Below are 15,343 nucleotides of genomic sequence, written 5' to 3' on the forward strand. Positions count from 1 at the left end.
GCTTGGCATGCGATATACCTGGAAGGAAGAATTTTAATAAAGACCGATAACGGATAGTTATTATATAAATAATAATCCTGTGGAACAATTCAAGGATAGAGAATAGTTATCCACAACAAAAATTCAGCATGGTTAGCATAACATCCCCTTTATCCACATAATCCACAGGGTTATCCAGAAATAACATTATTTTCATGTTAATAAGGTGAGTTATTGTACTTATTGTTTGTCAGTATTTTCAGAATATATCCACAATATACACAGGGGTGTGGATAACCTATGTAAATAAAGAAAACATAAGGGGCTGATATACAGCCCCTTGGTTGGTTTCTCCTGCTTATTAGCGGCGATTATGAGCACGGCGGTCAGCCGCATTTGCCCGGGCTTGTGCCTCGATGTCTTCCTGGTCAGCCAGTTCGGAAGAATATTCAACGTCAAGTCCGTCACTTTTCAGGTTTTTGGGAACCTGAGGAAGTTTCTGTTTGTTCTTATCTCGATTATGGTGTATGTTATTGCGTCCCATGTTAGCGCCCCCTAATAAAGAATAAGCTGGAGATGAAATTATTATCATCTCCAGCTTATTTTGTGTTGAGTGGCTGTTCAAAATGTACGGGAAATAACTCCAAACTTAACGACGGGACTTCTTCTCGGTATATCCACCAGCTCGATCTGCTTTTTTAAACTCGCGAGCATAAAGAATCGCTTGGGTACTAGTTAAGTTACTTTTCTCTTTATCGTGTTTTTTGAGCAATTAGATCATCTCCATTTCACTTAATATCCCTATTTTTTCCTAAAATGACCCTTTCATACGTGAGGATCTTCTTTTAAGATATTTTGTAGAGCTTCTTTAAGGGTTGGATAGGAGAAGGTGAATCCTTCCTCTTTAAGTTTAGAGGGAAGGACATTTTGTCCTTCAAGTACAAGTATGCTCATTTCCCCCAGCAGTTTCTTGAGGAAGAAAGGAGGTACGGGTAACCAATGTGGCCGGTGCAGGACAGCTCCTATCGTTTTCCCGAAAGTATTCATCTGAACGGGGTTCGGTGCCGTAAAATTGACTGGACCTTCTATTCGCTGATCGTTCATGCAAAAAATGATTGCACGGACCACGTCATGGATATGAATCCAGGAAAGCCACTGATTCCCTTTGCCCATCTTTCCTCCGCCGAGAAGTTTATAGGGGAGGGCCATCATTGGCAGTGCGCCGTCTTTTTCTCCCAGAATCACCCCGAATCTTGTTAGGATTAACCTTTTACTGAAAGAGCGTAATTTAGCCGCTTCCTTTTCCCATAGTTGAACAGTACGGGCCAAGAAATCTTCACCAATGGATTCAGAGATTTCGGTAAAGGTCTCATCGTCCGAAATACCATAATATCCGATTGCACTTGCATTAATGATGACGGACACTTTATCCGGCAGTATGGAAATGATCCGGTTCATCTCTTTGGAAGCTTCGACCCTGCTTTCGACAATCCGGCGTTTTCGTTCAGGTGTCCAACGCCCGCTGTTCAGGGATTCACCAGCAAGGTTAATGAAAACATCAAGGCCCGCCAAGTGCTTTTCCGGCTTTGCGTCCTTGGTCAACCAGCCGATATATGTCAAATTAGTCTGTACTTTGAATTTTTCGGGATGGCGGGTCAAAATATATATATCATGATTTTCTTTTGATAATTCATCAATAAGGGCTGTGCCGACAAAACCGCTTCCACCAGCAATGGCTATTTTCATGAAAACCACTTCCTTTCCCTTTCTTTCCTTCACTTTAACATGCCCATGTTCTTTTTTCATTTTTAGACATGCTATATATAGAAATGGTAAACGTTAAGGGGTAAAGTAGGGGTGGGGGTGGATTTATGCCAAACATAACAAAAATAACAACCCAAAAGAAACGTAAAGATCGTTATAACATTTTCGTTGACGAAAAATATGCCTTCAGTGTAGACGAAGAAGTGCTATTGAAATTTCATTTAAAAAAGGGTCTGGAACTTGATGACCTGCTTTTGGCTGAAATACAATTCCATGATGAAATCCAAAAAGCATTTACCGATGCACTTAATTATTTATCATACCGGATGCGCTCGGAATCGGAAATTCGCCTTTATTTAAAAAAGAAGGAAACGGAAGAGCCGATCATTAAGGAAGCGATACATAAACTATACAGCTTTAACTATTTAGACGACCTTGAATTTGCAAAGGCTTACGTACGGACCCATGTGAACGGAGGCAATAAAGGGCCCACTACCCTTAAGCTCGAGCTTAGGGAAAAAGGGGTGCAAGAAAAGCTGGTTGTCGAGGCATTGAAGGAATACCCTTATGATATTCAGATTGATCATGCAAGGAAACTTGCTGGAAAAGCGGTAAAAAAGGAAAAAAACATTTCTGAACGGGCATTAATGCTGAAAGTTGAACAAACCTTGTTACGGAAAGGTTTCCCTAGAGATGTCATTCATGAAGCACTTGAAGATGTGACGGTTGAAAAGGATGAAGATGAACAATGGGATTCTCTTTGCCACCATGCCGAAAAAATGCAGCGTCGATATAAAAACCATGAAGGCTTCGAATATGAACAAAAAATGAAGCAGGCATTATACCGAAAAGGTTTTCCAATAGAATTGATTGAGCGTTATCTTTCCAATCCAGATGGGGATTAAGTGCATCGATAGCCAAATCACAAAATTTTGTTTAATATAGAAGTAAATTAATATTTCATTTAAGGAGTCATATATATGAGTGACGTAAGATACAGCAAGTTGTCCGCCTATGAACTACAGCAGGAAATTGCAGCGTTGACTGAAAAAGCCAGAAAAGCAGAGCAATTGGGTATGGTTAATGAATTTTCAGTATTGGAACGAAAAGTGACGATGGCCAAGGCCTATTTGTTAAATCCGGATGATTTCAAAAAAGGTGAAATATATCAAATTGACGGAGATCCCGGTGTCTATTTCAAAATTGATTATATGAACGGCGTTTTCGCCTGGGGTTATCGCTTAGGTGGAAGCGGTAAGGAAGAAGCACTGCCGATTTCAATGTTGAAATAAAAAGGAACCGGGGAAGTACCCGATTCCTTCTGATTCACCTTTTAATTCGATCGCTCGTTTGATGCTTTCATTCTTTCTTGAGGGTGTGTATTAATACTGCCATCTGCACGCTTTGAAGCATATCTTGCCTTTGCACGAGGCTCACCTTGGAATTTATTATTGTTTTGGTTGGGGAATCCTTTTTGTTTATTTCGCAAATTTTTCTCCTCCAAGCATCAGATTAAAGAAAGAAGCGTTTCCGCTTACAACTAGTATGGGTATGGGACAGTATAGTTCATTCTGTAAAAATATTGGCAATGAGGTGGTTCTAATGAATGATTACCATGAAAGATTAACCAAGATACTGCTTGAGAAAAATGAACACATCACGTATGAGCAAGCTTTGACTTGGGTGGAATTATTATGGGAAGATTTCGAGGCGACCTATGCAAAGGCCGGGCATGAATATGCCGGAGAAGAAATGACATCGCGCGTTGTAATGACCTGGATTGATAACTACGGAGAGCAATTCCACGAATTCATTGCAAAAAACCCTAAATATAAACAATTATTAAATCAGCAGAATCGAGTGCATTAAAAAAGCTGATTCCAGAGGGGTTCCCTGGAATCAGCTCTTTTTCAATATGCAGTGACTACAAAATAATATTCAATTTCTTCTGCAGTTTCGCTTCGCTAAAGATCCAGCCGGTATAAGAATTCAAGATATTCAATTCGCTGTCTAAATGGACCACTGCCACAAACGGGTAATATCCATTGCTGCGGTATCTTAAATCGATAAAACGGACTTCATAATATTCTTTTATCTGTTCGATTTCAAAGCGGTAAACCGGAGAAAAGGACAGAAAGGCTGCCAAGTTGATATCCTTCTTGGCGGCTTCGAGAATTTCACTTTCAGGCAATGGCACTCGATCGAACGTATCTAGAATCTTCAAATATCCATTATCGGCCCGTGCCACATAATAATTCTTTTCGGTAATCACCGCAATTTTCCAGCGGTGAAAACGCATGGTCGGTGATAAAAGAATTTTCCTTGCTCCAGGAATTTGCTTTTTGACCACTCTTTTTATAAAAGCTTGTTCCCTGAATCTGGAGATGTAATATATGACGAGTATTCCGTAAATAGAGAGAAATAAATAGCCTGGAGGAAATCCAAAGCCCCATAAGATCAGGCCGGCAACATGTATTCCAAAAATGAACGGGTCAAATGTATTGATGACCCCTAAAGCTACCCATTTTGACGAAATTGGCCTAAGAGCCTGGGTCCCATAAGCATTGAATATATCCACGAATACATGAAGGAATACGGCTAAAAAGGTCCAAAGCCAAAGATGAAGGTAATTTGCTTCAGGTATGATGGCGAAAAGTGCTCCGCTGATAATCAAGGGCCAAAGTAAAACAGCGGGAATGGAATGCGTGATTCCACGGTGGTTTCGTATATATACAGCGTTATTCCTTAATTTTAAAACGGTGTCAATGTCTGGAGCTTGTGATCCCAATATCGTACCTGCTATGACTGCACTTGCAGTGACTGGGCTCTGCGCAATGACCGGATCTAATGTGGCAAGACCTCCAAGGGCAATTCCCATGACAAAGTGAGTACCTGTATCCAAAAAACTAACCTCCCTGCCACAATTTGAAAAAAATGGTCTTCTCTCATCATACCGTATTTATATATTAACCATCAAATGAATAAAATTTTTACTTATTTCCGTGCCCCGTTACAAATAAATGGATATGAACATGATATTAAAAAAAGAATGACCTACTATAGGTATTCCCATTTTTGATAAGAGTTTAACATCTTTGGAGGAACTGATGTGAAAGAAATAACGATCCCGACAATAGAAAAAATAAAAATCGATGAATTTCAAAAAGATTTGGTTTCCTGGTTTCTCGAAGAACAAAGAGAATTGCCATGGAGGGAAAATAAGGACCCATACCGTGTTTGGGTTTCTGAAATAATGCTACAGCAAACGAGAGTGGACACGGTCATCCCTTATTTCAACCGGTTTGTGGAATGGTTCCCCACACTCGAGGATTTTGCCAATGCCGATGAAGAGAAAATCCTAAAAGCGTGGGAAGGGCTGGGATATTACTCACGTGTAAGGAATCTGCATAGTGCCGTTCAGGAAGTGAAGGCATCCTATAATGGGATTGTACCGGATGATCCCGAGGAAATTTCCAAATTGAAAGGTGTCGGCCCTTATACTGCTGGGGCGATTCTTAGTATCGCATACGGCAAGCCGGAGCCAGCCGTTGATGGAAACGTCATGCGTGTTTTATCAAGGATACTGATGATATATGAAGACATAGCAAAGCCAAAGACAAGAAAAACATTCGAAGCTGCCGTCAGAAAGCTGATCGATCATGAACATACCTCTGCCTTCAATCAAGCCTTAATGGAACTTGGAGCATTGATCTGCACACCAGGTAAACCTGCCTGCCTATTATGTCCCGTTCAAAGTCATTGTCTAGCATTTGAAGCTGGGGTTCAGTCGGAATTGCCGGTAAAAATCCAAAAGAAAAAAACGCGGGATGTACCAATTGTAGCTGCCGTTTTAACGAATGAAAAAGGTGAATTTTTAATTCACAAGCGAGCATCAGAAGGATTGCTTGCAAATCTTTGGGAATATCCGAATTTCGAAAACCATTCATCCCTTTTGCATAAGAGGGAATTCTTCGAGAGTCGGTTTCAGGAAATGTATGGCGTCAAACCGGAAATCACTGAATCACTTGTGAGGATTGAACATGTTTTCTCACATCTCGTTTGGAAAGTGGACACGTATATCGGAGTGGTCAAAGAAGCCATCAGTGAAGAGACATTAAGAGAACAGCAACTTAAGTGGGTTAGTGAAGCAGAGATGGATGAGTTAGCATTTCCGGTTTCCCACCAAAAAATGATGAAGGCGTATAAAGAAAAATGATGTATTGAATAAAGGATTCGTGGGTTCAATCATCATACATGCATTATATTTGGGGTGCGTTTTGTAAATCCGTGGGGAACAGGCAGTGGGATTTCAGAATGAAAAATGAATCCGGTAAGGTAATTCACCTTCTTATATCCCTTAACGGAGACAGCCCTGATTTGCGCAATGTCTATAACGCCTTATAATAAAGTAGTGATTTAAAAAAGGCGCTAGAGATATCATGCTAAAAGAGGATATCCGCTAAGATATCCTCTTCCTTTTGTTAATTTTCAAAGCCATATCCGTATAAAATCAATCGTAAATGGTTTTCGTTCCATGAGTATAATCGGCTTCCTGCCTATTAAGTCCGCCTCTATTTTCAATTTCTTTGACGATTTCGCTATGGATACTCTGTCCTTCTTGGTTTAAATAAGGTACCATTTGTTGAAGGGAGTGATGAAAATAGGCAAGTTCACTATTTTCCCAATCCGATTTTTTCATCATCGACAACTCTGTCATATCACGTCCAACATACATAACAGTAACACTCCTTAAAAAAAAGATTTTTAATACTTGATGTTTACTCAGAAAGGATGAATAAACGAATGGAACAAAAAGTGGCACTCGTTACAGGTAGCAGTAAAGGTTTAGGCAGAAGCACGGCAATAAGGCTTGCAGAGGAAGGTTACGACCTCGTTATTAATTATGCCCGGAGCAAGTCGAAAGCATTAGAGGTGGCAGCCGAAATTGAAGCGTTGGGGCGAAAAGCCCTTGTAGTTAAGGCAAATGTCGGTGACGTTGCGAAAGTGAAAAGCATGTTCGAGGAAATCGATGCTTATTATGGACGTTTGGATATTTTCATTAATAATGCGGCCTCTGGAGTGCAGCGCCCATTGATGGAGCTGGAGGAATCCCATTGGAACTGGACCATGGACATCAATACGAAAGCCCTCCTTTTCTGCGCACAGGAAGCGGCGAAATTAATGGAGAGGAACGGCGGAGGGAAAATCGTCAGCATCAGTTCACTGGGATCCATTCGCTATTTGAAAAATTATACAGCTGTTGGAGTTTCCAAGGCTGCACTTGAAGCCCTGACAAGATATTTAGCGGTCGAACTGGCTGCAAAAAATATTTGTGTCAATGCCGTTTCAGGCGGTGTGATCGATACAGATGCCCTGAAGTCTTTCCCGAATCGGGATGAAATGCTGGCTGAGGCGGCAGAACAGACTCCCGCTGGACGGATGGTCGAGGTGGAAGATATGGTGAATACCATCCTGTTTTTAATTTCCGATGGAGCCAGTATGATTCGTGGACAAACCATTATAGTTGATGGTGGCATTTCATTACTTGTTTAATGTAACTGGAAAAATTTAAATGTTATTAGTTGGATAACACTCCTTGATATTGGTTATCTTATTATCGTGGAGGTGATATCAATGGCTAATAACAATAATAAATCACAAGCAGGTACTAACGTTCAACAAGTAAGACAACAAAACGCGCAATCTCAGCAAGGTCAAGGTCAAGGCCAATTCGGTACTGAGTTTGCAAGTGAAACAAACGTACAAGAAGTGAGACAACAAAACGCACAATCTCAGCAAAAAAAGGGTCAAGCTCAATCTCAAGGCCAATTCGGTACTGAGTTCGCTTCTGAAACAAACGTTCAAGAAGTGAAACAGCAAAACCAAAGATCTCAAAGCAATAAAAACCAAGGCTAATTGCCGATGAAAAGCATCCTTCTAATGAAGGGTGCTTTTTTTTGACTTCCAATGGATTCGACAAATGTTTCGTTGTGTTTACATTTTATGTCAAAGGAAAAAACGGATAAAAATAGAATATACATACTATAGAAAAAATACAGATTAGGAAGGTGCAATCATGGAGGAATTTAACCGGCTTATAAACAACCAGTTGAAAACCATGGATAAGCTTTTACTTTTACAATCCGAAATCGAAAGATGCCAAGATATAGAGAAGCAACTTCTTGCCCTGGAAGAGGAGAGTGAAGCGATCACCATTCAGGAAGAGATTCAACTCAAAAAGCAGGAATTGAAAAGTATCCATGATATGTTCGAGAAGCAAACGGAAGAAGTCATCCGTTATTTTCAGCAAGGACAGGCTGCCATACGATAAATTACCGGCTAATTTCTAAGTTAAAATGGGTGGATGGTCAGACTTTTTCGACTTATTTACACATTTTCACTGGGAGATTAGCCACTTTTGTTTTAAATTTATGAATAAATCGCTATAATATAGGAATATAGGGTAAATGGAAAAAAGTATATATTTTAAATACACACAACAACTGCAAACGGAATAGGGCACAGTACGCTGTCAGGGTGTCTATAGAAAGTAGGGAGAGATAAATGGGGATTGTTCCTGCCGAAGGAGGAAAAATCCAAATCCATAGCTATAAACATAATGGACATATCCATCGTATCTGGGAAGAGACAACCGTTTTAAAAGGGACCCAAAATCTGGTGATAGCAGCGAATGACCGTACTATGGTAACGGAATCAGATGGAAGGACCTGGATTACGAGAGAGCCGGCGATTTGCTATTTTCATTCAAAGTATTGGTTTAATGTTATTGGTATGTTGAGAGAGGACGGGGTTTATTATTATTGCAATATCAGTTCGCCGTTCACATACGATTCGGGAGCATTGAAATACATTGATTATGACCTGGACATTAAAGTATTCCCAGATATGACGTTTAATTTGCTGGATGAGGATGAATATGAAAGGCATCGGAAAGAAATGAATTACCCGGATGCCATCGATTCAATTTTGAAACAGAACGTAGACTTTTTGATTTATATGATACGCCAGCGAAAAGGACCATTCTCCGCAGAGTTTATTGATAGTTGGTATGAACGCTTTTTAACCTATCGATGATAGAAAAGGCCTGCTTCTTAATTGGCAGGCTTTTTCATTGTGTATCGTATCTACACAACTGATTCAATCCTTCAAGAATGCAGGAAACATTAAAACTCCTTTAAATGTGTATGAAAGTTAGTGGATGAAATCTTTTTGATAGTTAATTCATCGAAAAGGAAAATATAATGGAATAGTGCAAATAAGATTCCAAGGATTTAATGATTCAGAAAAGGAGGAATTCCGTGGGGAGCATTAAGAGATATTTGCAATTCGTTAAACCATATAAATGGCAGATAATCGGGACGGTTCTGATTGGATTGCTAAAGTTCGCGATTCCGCTTTTGCTTCCATTGCTCAGTAAGTATATCGTGGATGACATCATCGGAAATGGTGACCTGTCCAAGGCCGTGAAGTCCGAACGCCTTTTATGGGCAATGGCCATCATGATTTTCATTTTCGTTGCAGTTAGACCGCCGATTGAGTATTACAGACAATATTTCGCTCAATGGACCGGAACGAAAATCTTATATGATATTCGTAATGATTTATTTACTCATATACAGAAACTGAGTTTTAAATATTATTCAAATACAAGGGTGGGCGAGGTCATTTCAAGGATGATCACGGACGTGGAACAAACGAAGAACTTTGTCATCACGGGTTTGATGAATCTTTGGCTCGATATCGCAACGATCATCATAGTGATAGTCATCATGTTTACGATGGACGTGAAGTTAACCATTGTATCCATCATCATGCTTCCATTTTACGCATTTTCGATTAAGCATTTCTTTGGCAAGCTGAGAACCTATACAAGGATTCGGTCCCAAGCGTTAGCGGATGTACAGAGTCACCTTCATGAACGGGTTTCAGGGATGTCAGTCATCAAAAGCTTTGCGATTGAAGACAGGGAACAGGAATTGTTTGCGAAGCAGAACAAGAATTTCCTCGATAAGGCCTTAAAGCATACGAGCTGGAATGCAAAGTCATTTGCTGTCGTAAATACGATCACGGATATTGCCCCCTTGCTCGTGATAGGATTTGCCGGTTATCAAGTCATTCATGAACAATTGTCACTGGGTACCATGGTTGCTTTCGTCGGTTTCATTGACCGGCTATATAATCCCCTCAGACGTTTAGTTAACTCTTCGACGACAATGACCCAGACATTGGCGTCCATGGACAGGGTTTTTGAGTTTGTGGATGAGAAGTATGATATCGATGACGAACCAGGGGCGAAAGAGCTGAAGCATGTAGATGGCCGAATAACCTTTCAGGATGTATCGTTTGCTTATGACGAGAAAGAGGCACCCGTTTTGAAACATATAAACTTGGATGTTAAACCAGGGGAAACCATTGCACTTGTCGGGATGAGCGGCGGCGGGAAATCCTCGATCGTCAGTTTGATTTCCCGTTTCTATGATGTGACGGAGGGAAGGGTATTATTGGATGGGACGGATATCCGTAAATATCAAGTCCGCAGCCTAAGAGATAAAATAGGAATGGTTCTGCAGGATAATATCTTATTTAGTGAATCGGTTAAGGCCAACATCCTTATGGGACGGCCTGATGCAAGTGATGAAGAAGTATTTGAAGCGGCAAAGGCTGCGAATGCCCATGACTTCATCATGGGCCTGAAAGAAGGATATGAAACGAAAGTCGGGGAGCGGGGAGTTAAATTATCCGGAGGCCAAAAGCAACGGGTGGCCATTGCGAGGGTATTTTTGAAAAACCCGCCAATCCTTGTTCTCGACGAAGCCACATCCGCATTGGATTTGGAAAGTGAACACTATATTCAGGAGGCACTGGATATTTTGGCGAAAAACCGGACCACCATCATCGTGGCCCATCGGTTATCAACCATCACCCATGCCGATCGGATCGTTCATATCGATAATGGGGAAATTACAGAAATGGGAACACACGAAGAACTTATGAAAAAGCAAGGGCATTACTACAACCTATTTCAAGTGCAACAATTGGATTCTTAAGAAGGAAAAACAATATATTAAAGAAGACCATTCCGCTAACGGGAATGGTCTTTCTTATTCTTATACGAACCGGTGCAAGCACGTTATGAAATCCTTTTTTCATGCAGCGTTTTTTTTCTGTCAGGAAGGAATTGCGGCAGATGCTTTATACCCTCAGGTAAAGCGATGCCGACGATGATCAAGCACATCCCGAACCATTGCAGTGATGTAACTTGTTCATTCAAGAAGATGACGGAAACGACCATCGCTGAAGGCAGTTCCGCAGCACAAAGAATCGTTCCAAGCCCGACACCCACTTTCGGCAAACTGACAGCAAAGAAGAAGAAAGGAACTAAAACACCCAAAGTTCCGAGCAGCAGTCCGTAGTACCATAGGTTCGTTTGGACAAGATTCGTCACAAGCGTGACGGGGTTAGTCGTGAATACAGCAGTCAGCATGCCACCCGTTGCAATGAAAAACAACCGTTTCATTGAAGATTCCCCAACTGCGAATTGAGAGTTACAATACATATATAGCGCAAAAAGCACCGCAGACAATAGTCCGAACAATACGCCTTTTAGGCTTAGGGCAGATAGAGGCTGACCAAAGATCGCCCCTGCCAATAAAGTTCCGATGAAGAGGACGAAAATGGCAATGAGTTTATTTTTATCCGGGCGTTTTTTATTTATGAAACTTTCAATGAGGACGCCTATCCAGGTAAATTGAAATAAAAAGACAACGGCAATCGAAGCGGGAAGCTCAGATACGGAAACGGCATATGCCTTTCCGACGAAAGTGGACATCATGCCCGTGATTAAAAGTAATCCGGCACTCTTCCATGAAACTTTATATTTAAACGAAAAAAGAAATAAAACGGAGACAATCAGCCAACCGACGAGGTATTGACTGCCGACCAGTTCTCCAGATGAATGGCCATCCATGAATCCAAACTTGATCATGGTGGATAATGTGCCATATGAGATCGAACCGATTAAGACCATAATGGAATACTTTAAAAGTTGCATGTTTTTCACCCCTGTAAAAATAAAAATCGCCACCTGCCAAAAAGGCAAGTGACGAACGAAAAAAGGAAATCCTTTTAAAATTCCGTCTCTCAACAAAAGCTGAGTTTAAAAACTTTTTTGTGTTGCATTACCTTAGCTTAAAGTCTTTGTGAATATTTGTCAACCAGAAAAATAAGTTAAGCCTGCAGGTCGATCTTTAAGCTAAAGGCAGCGGCAGAAGTCGGATATGTTCCTTTCATGCATAGCAATTGAAAACCCTCAATGAGACGAATATGCCAAATGGGGGGACGTGCTTCAATCTCCATTTTGCTGGAAGTCTTCCAATGTACCGCGGTATTCCGCGTCTTTCATTTTGCGAAGATTAGGCTTTTTTTCTGCAGGTGGTTCATCGTAAGGTTTTTGATTGTGAAGCTTGGAAAGTGCCAAACGATAATCCTGATCTTTCATTTTCAATTCATCATTGTCTGTTGGGGAGCTGATTTCGGTAACGGAATCAACAGCCGAAGAGAAAGCGGGCTCTTCAAGCGGGTTCTCTTCCTCGGCAGCCGGCGGCTTACCTTCAGGTGATAAGGCTTTGATATTGTATGTGATCAAGCCCGTAACCGCTAATATGGCAACGATGATAATTAGAATTATGCCCATTGAATCAAGCCTCCTAGAGCTCGTTTATGAATGAACGGGTGACATGGGCTACCCGTTTTCCTAATGCTTCTCCAAGCTGCAAGTCATTTTTGGTGATGTTGTCATCCACACCGGGCGGACAGCTTATCCCTACTCCATAGTAGGAACCATATAAGGCGTTTTCCGGGACAGTGCCGGGCAAGCCGACAATGATCATGCCTTGATGAAGCATAGGGGTGATTAAGTTCAGCATGGTAGCCTCGAGTCCGCCATGTACGGTGGCGGTCGTACAGAACACTGCACCCACTTTATTGATCAGCGCACCTTCCGCCCATAGATACCCAAGTTTATCAATCCATGCTTTCAAACTCGAACTGATGGTGCCGAAATGACCGGGGCAGCCCCAAATGATGGCATCCATTTCCTGGAGCTTATAAACATCCGCCTCGTTTACATGGTCAATGAGAACCTCAGCCCCAGGTACCGCAGCGGCCCCTTGAGCTATTGATTCGGCAAGTGCTTTCGTATGGTTACCTTCACTGTCGTATACAACATAGATCTTCATTTTAATTCCCCCATTTAATTAAACCGATTTTTTTACTGGTGAAGGAAGCAAAGGTACATCCAAATGTTCTTGTTTAGCTTTTTTCATTGCTTTGTCCTTCCGAACGTCACGCAAAAACAGTGAGAGAACGATACCGGCAATTGCGAAGCCTGTTGCCCAAAAGAATGCATCATTGATTCCCATCACATTTGCTTGACCCTGGATTTGTGAAGAAATCAGCGACATGGCAGTTTCCTGTGCCTGTTCACTAGTTTGATTCATCGAACTCATGATGGATTGAACGATTGTTTGGAAATTCTGAACAAAACCGGGATCACTCGTACTCATTTCCGTTCCTAAAGCAGTTCCATGGAAAGAAGCACGAGTTGTATAAATGGTCGTAACGAAGCTCGTACCAATGGCTCCGGTTACTTGTTTCAACGTATTGCTCATTGCCGTACCATGTGTATTCAAATGCTTAGGAAGCTGATTCATCCCAGCTGTCATGATCGGCATCATCAGTAAAGACATTCCAAGTGAGCGGATTGCATAAATGATGACCAAAGTTGAATAGGTAGTTTCCGTAGTCAATTTAGCGAATTCGAAGGTTGTGACGGCAGTAATCGCTAAACCAAGAAGTGCTAATGGACGAGGTCCGATTTTGTCAAATAATGCTCCTGAAATGGGTGACATCACCATCATCACAAGGGCTCCGGGTAACATCAATAGACCGGATTGAACTGGTGTGAAGCCTCTTAAAGTCTGCAAATATATAGGCAATAAGAATATCCCGGTAAACATGGCCACTGTGACAATGGCGGAAATGATATTCGATAATACGAACATGTCATACTTAAATACACGGAAGTCGAGCATAGGTGTTTCCGATTTTAGCTGTTGAACCACAAAAAGCGTCAAAAGGATCAGCCCAATGATGATCGTTCCCAGAACGATGGGATCCGTCCAGCCTTTGGAACCCGCTTCACTGACACCGTATAGTAATGATGCAACACCTAGCAAGGATAGAGACGCACCCAACAAATCCAATTTGATTTTCTTTGGTTCTGCTACATTACGCATACTTAAAAAGGCGAGTGTCATGACCATCATGCCTAATGGCACCATTGCGTAGAACATGACCCGCCAGCTATATTCCTGAATGACCCAACCTGATAAAGTCGGCCCGATTGCAGGGGCAAACATAATGGCGAGTCCAAAGATTCCCATTCCTTTCCCGCGCATTTCCGGAGGGAAGATGAAAAGAATGATCGTCATGACCAATGGCTGCAGGATCCCGCCGCCAGCCGCCTGAATCAGCCGGCCTGTAAGGATGACGGGGAAATTTGGTGCGATGCCGCAGATGAATGTCCCGACGGTGAATAGAAACATGGCAGCAAGGAATAAAATGCGCGTGCCAAACCGTTCTATTAAAAAAGCGGACAGTGGGATCAAGGCTCCATTCACGAGCATGAATCCAGTTGATAACCATTGAATCGTAGTCGCAGCTACATTGAATTCTGCCATCATCCTAGGCATGGCGACACTAAGCAGGGTTTGATTCAAAATGACCATGAACAAACCTAGCATTAAGATAATTAACATGGGGGCAAACTGTTTCATTCCCTTGTTTTCATTTACTGTGATGGTTTGAGAAGCCATTTAAAGAAAAGCCTCCTTTCTGTATAACTGTGTAGCCGGTTTATTTAGTTGAAATTTTCACTTCTGCGTTCATTCCAGGCAGAACTTTATCGGATGGTGCTTTGATGGAGATTTTTACCGGTACTTTTTGGGTGACTTTCGTATAGTTTCCGCTGCTGTTTTGATTGCCCATCACTGAAAAGACAGACGTTGTAGCATAACCGATCTGTTCCAATGTACCTTCGAAGACAGTATCGGGATCTCCATCGATGATGATATCGACGCTGTCACCTTTTTCGATATCCTTCAATTTATTTTCTTCAATATTAGCCGTTATGGACAGATCATCCATATTGATGGTCTGAGCTAGCGTTTGACCCGCTTGAACAAGCTGCTCATCATGCACTTGTGTTTTAACGATTGTACCTTGTGCTGCGGTTTTTACCGCTTCTTTTCCGTCTAAGGTGGTTACATTGGCAACTTTGTCATCCTTATTTACACTGTCTCCTTCGTGTAAGTCCCAATCTGCTAGTTTACCGGCAACGGGGGCAACGATGGTATATAGCTCTCCCGACACTTTCGCTTCATCCGTTTTAATGAAATTCGTGCTTTCATAATAGTAAAAAGCCCCACCGGCCAATACCGCTATTATAATAACCAAACCAATGACATTGATTAAAACTAAACGTCCTCTATTCACTTGTTTCGCCTCCAAAAAATATTGA

The 15,343-nt window shown here is 41.6% G+C and carries 20 protein-coding genes; 9 read left to right on the forward strand and 11 right to left on the reverse strand.

The features are described from left to right. Positions 1-340: 340 nt before the first annotated feature. The 3 genes from J7E52_RS14180 to J7E52_RS14190 form a co-directional block, all read right to left on the reverse strand. Positions 341-523, reverse strand: a complete 183-nt coding sequence (locus J7E52_RS14180; protein WP_034306455.1) for a YfhD family protein — start codon at positions 521-523, stop codon at positions 341-343. Positions 524-628: 105 nt separating this feature from the next. Continuing rightward, positions 629-751, reverse strand: coding sequence for a YfhE family protein (locus J7E52_RS14185; RefSeq protein ID WP_081088510.1), 123 nt, complete (start codon positions 749-751; stop codon positions 629-631). Between the two features lie 53 nt (positions 752-804). Continuing rightward, on the reverse strand, positions 805-1,725 hold the full coding sequence (locus J7E52_RS14190) for a TIGR01777 family oxidoreductase (RefSeq protein ID WP_214747607.1): 921 nt from the start codon (positions 1,723-1,725) through the stop codon (positions 805-807). A 125-nt stretch (positions 1,726-1,850) separates the two neighbouring features. On the opposite strand from J7E52_RS14190, the gene recX reads away from it, so the two are divergent. Both recX and J7E52_RS14200 read left to right on the forward strand, forming a co-directional pair. Then, a complete protein-coding gene (gene recX, locus J7E52_RS14195; protein WP_214747511.1) occupies positions 1,851-2,648 on the forward strand; it encodes a recombination regulator RecX in 798 nt (265 codons plus the stop codon). 75 nt (positions 2,649-2,723) lie between these two features. Further along, positions 2,724-3,035, forward strand: coding sequence for a YfhH family protein (locus tag J7E52_RS14200; RefSeq protein ID WP_063234815.1), 312 nt, complete (start codon positions 2,724-2,726; stop codon positions 3,033-3,035). A 41-nt stretch (positions 3,036-3,076) separates the two neighbouring features. On the opposite strand, the gene J7E52_RS14205 is transcribed toward J7E52_RS14200, so the two are convergent. Further along, positions 3,077-3,232 carry a small, acid-soluble spore protein K gene (locus tag J7E52_RS14205; protein WP_034305387.1) on the reverse strand — a complete coding sequence of 52 codons (156 nt, stop codon included), beginning with the start codon at positions 3,230-3,232 and terminating at the stop codon, positions 3,077-3,079. Positions 3,233-3,345: 113 nt separating this feature from the next. Here J7E52_RS14205 and J7E52_RS14210 point away from each other — a divergent pair, with 113 nt between their 5' ends. Then, positions 3,346-3,612 carry a YfhJ family protein gene (locus J7E52_RS14210; protein ID WP_076371133.1) on the forward strand — a complete coding sequence of 89 codons (267 nt, stop codon included), beginning with the start codon at positions 3,346-3,348 and terminating at the stop codon, positions 3,610-3,612. Between the two features lie 55 nt (positions 3,613-3,667). Here J7E52_RS14210 and J7E52_RS14215 read toward each other — a convergent pair whose 3' ends face one another. Then, the gene (locus tag J7E52_RS14215; RefSeq protein ID WP_214747513.1) at positions 3,668-4,645 is read right to left on the reverse strand and encodes a metal-dependent hydrolase; all 978 of its coding nucleotides are present in this window, start codon (positions 4,643-4,645) and stop codon (positions 3,668-3,670) included. 207 nt (positions 4,646-4,852) lie between these two features. Between J7E52_RS14215 and mutY the strand changes: the two genes are divergently transcribed. After that, entirely contained in the window at positions 4,853-5,959 is a 1,107-nt protein-coding gene (gene mutY, locus J7E52_RS14220) for an A/G-specific adenine glycosylase (RefSeq protein ID WP_214747516.1), read from the forward strand. A 294-nt stretch (positions 5,960-6,253) separates the two neighbouring features. On the opposite strand, the gene J7E52_RS14225 is transcribed toward mutY, so the two are convergent. After that, positions 6,254-6,478: a hypothetical protein gene (locus tag J7E52_RS14225; protein ID WP_061461732.1), complete on the reverse strand. Its 225-nt coding sequence runs from the start codon at positions 6,476-6,478 to the stop codon at positions 6,254-6,256. A 68-nt stretch (positions 6,479-6,546) separates the two neighbouring features. Here J7E52_RS14225 and fabL point away from each other — a divergent pair, with 68 nt between their 5' ends. From fabL to J7E52_RS14250, 5 genes are all read left to right on the forward strand, one after another. After that, on the forward strand, positions 6,547-7,296 hold the full coding sequence (gene fabL / locus J7E52_RS14230) for an enoyl-[acyl-carrier-protein] reductase FabL (RefSeq protein WP_214747519.1): 750 nt from the start codon (positions 6,547-6,549) through the stop codon (positions 7,294-7,296). Between the two features lie 81 nt (positions 7,297-7,377). Beyond that, positions 7,378-7,659: a gamma-type small acid-soluble spore protein gene (locus J7E52_RS14235; RefSeq protein ID WP_214747523.1), complete on the forward strand. Its 282-nt coding sequence runs from the start codon at positions 7,378-7,380 to the stop codon at positions 7,657-7,659. A 160-nt stretch (positions 7,660-7,819) separates the two neighbouring features. After that, positions 7,820-8,074, forward strand: coding sequence for a YgaB family protein (locus J7E52_RS14240; RefSeq protein WP_214747526.1), 255 nt, complete (start codon positions 7,820-7,822; stop codon positions 8,072-8,074). 233 nt (positions 8,075-8,307) lie between these two features. Further along, positions 8,308-8,838: a nucleoside tri-diphosphate phosphatase gene (gene ntdP / locus J7E52_RS14245; protein ID WP_214747529.1), complete on the forward strand. Its 531-nt coding sequence runs from the start codon at positions 8,308-8,310 to the stop codon at positions 8,836-8,838. 224 nt (positions 8,839-9,062) lie between these two features. Continuing rightward, the gene (locus tag J7E52_RS14250; RefSeq protein ID WP_309476890.1) at positions 9,063-10,811 is read left to right on the forward strand and encodes an ABC transporter ATP-binding protein; all 1,749 of its coding nucleotides are present in this window, start codon (positions 9,063-9,065) and stop codon (positions 10,809-10,811) included. Positions 10,812-10,894: 83 nt separating this feature from the next. Here J7E52_RS14250 and J7E52_RS14255 read toward each other — a convergent pair whose 3' ends face one another. The 5 genes from J7E52_RS14255 to J7E52_RS14275 all read right to left on the reverse strand — a co-directional run bounded on the left by J7E52_RS14255 (position 10,895) and on the right by J7E52_RS14275 (position 15,318). Further along, positions 10,895-11,815 carry an EamA family transporter gene (locus J7E52_RS14255; protein WP_214747534.1) on the reverse strand — a complete coding sequence of 307 codons (921 nt, stop codon included), beginning with the start codon at positions 11,813-11,815 and terminating at the stop codon, positions 10,895-10,897. A 294-nt stretch (positions 11,816-12,109) separates the two neighbouring features. Next, entirely contained in the window at positions 12,110-12,457 is a 348-nt protein-coding gene (locus tag J7E52_RS14260) for a hypothetical protein (protein ID WP_214747537.1), read from the reverse strand. A 13-nt stretch (positions 12,458-12,470) separates the two neighbouring features. Then, complete coding sequence (locus J7E52_RS14265) at positions 12,471-13,001, reverse strand: NAD(P)H-dependent oxidoreductase (RefSeq protein ID WP_214747539.1); 531 nt, start codon at positions 12,999-13,001, stop codon at positions 12,471-12,473. An 18-nt stretch (positions 13,002-13,019) separates the two neighbouring features. Beyond that, on the reverse strand, positions 13,020-14,639 hold the full coding sequence (locus tag J7E52_RS14270; protein ID WP_214747542.1) for a DHA2 family efflux MFS transporter permease subunit: 1,620 nt from the start codon (positions 14,637-14,639) through the stop codon (positions 13,020-13,022). Positions 14,640-14,679: 40 nt separating this feature from the next. Next, on the reverse strand, positions 14,680-15,318 hold the full coding sequence (locus tag J7E52_RS14275; protein ID WP_214747545.1) for a biotin/lipoyl-containing protein: 639 nt from the start codon (positions 15,316-15,318) through the stop codon (positions 14,680-14,682). Positions 15,319-15,343: the final 25 nt, after the last annotated feature.

It is taken from the genome of Bacillus sp. ISL-34 (genome assembly GCF_018613325.1).
Taxonomy (GTDB): domain Bacteria; phylum Bacillota; class Bacilli; order Bacillales; family DSM-1321; genus Peribacillus.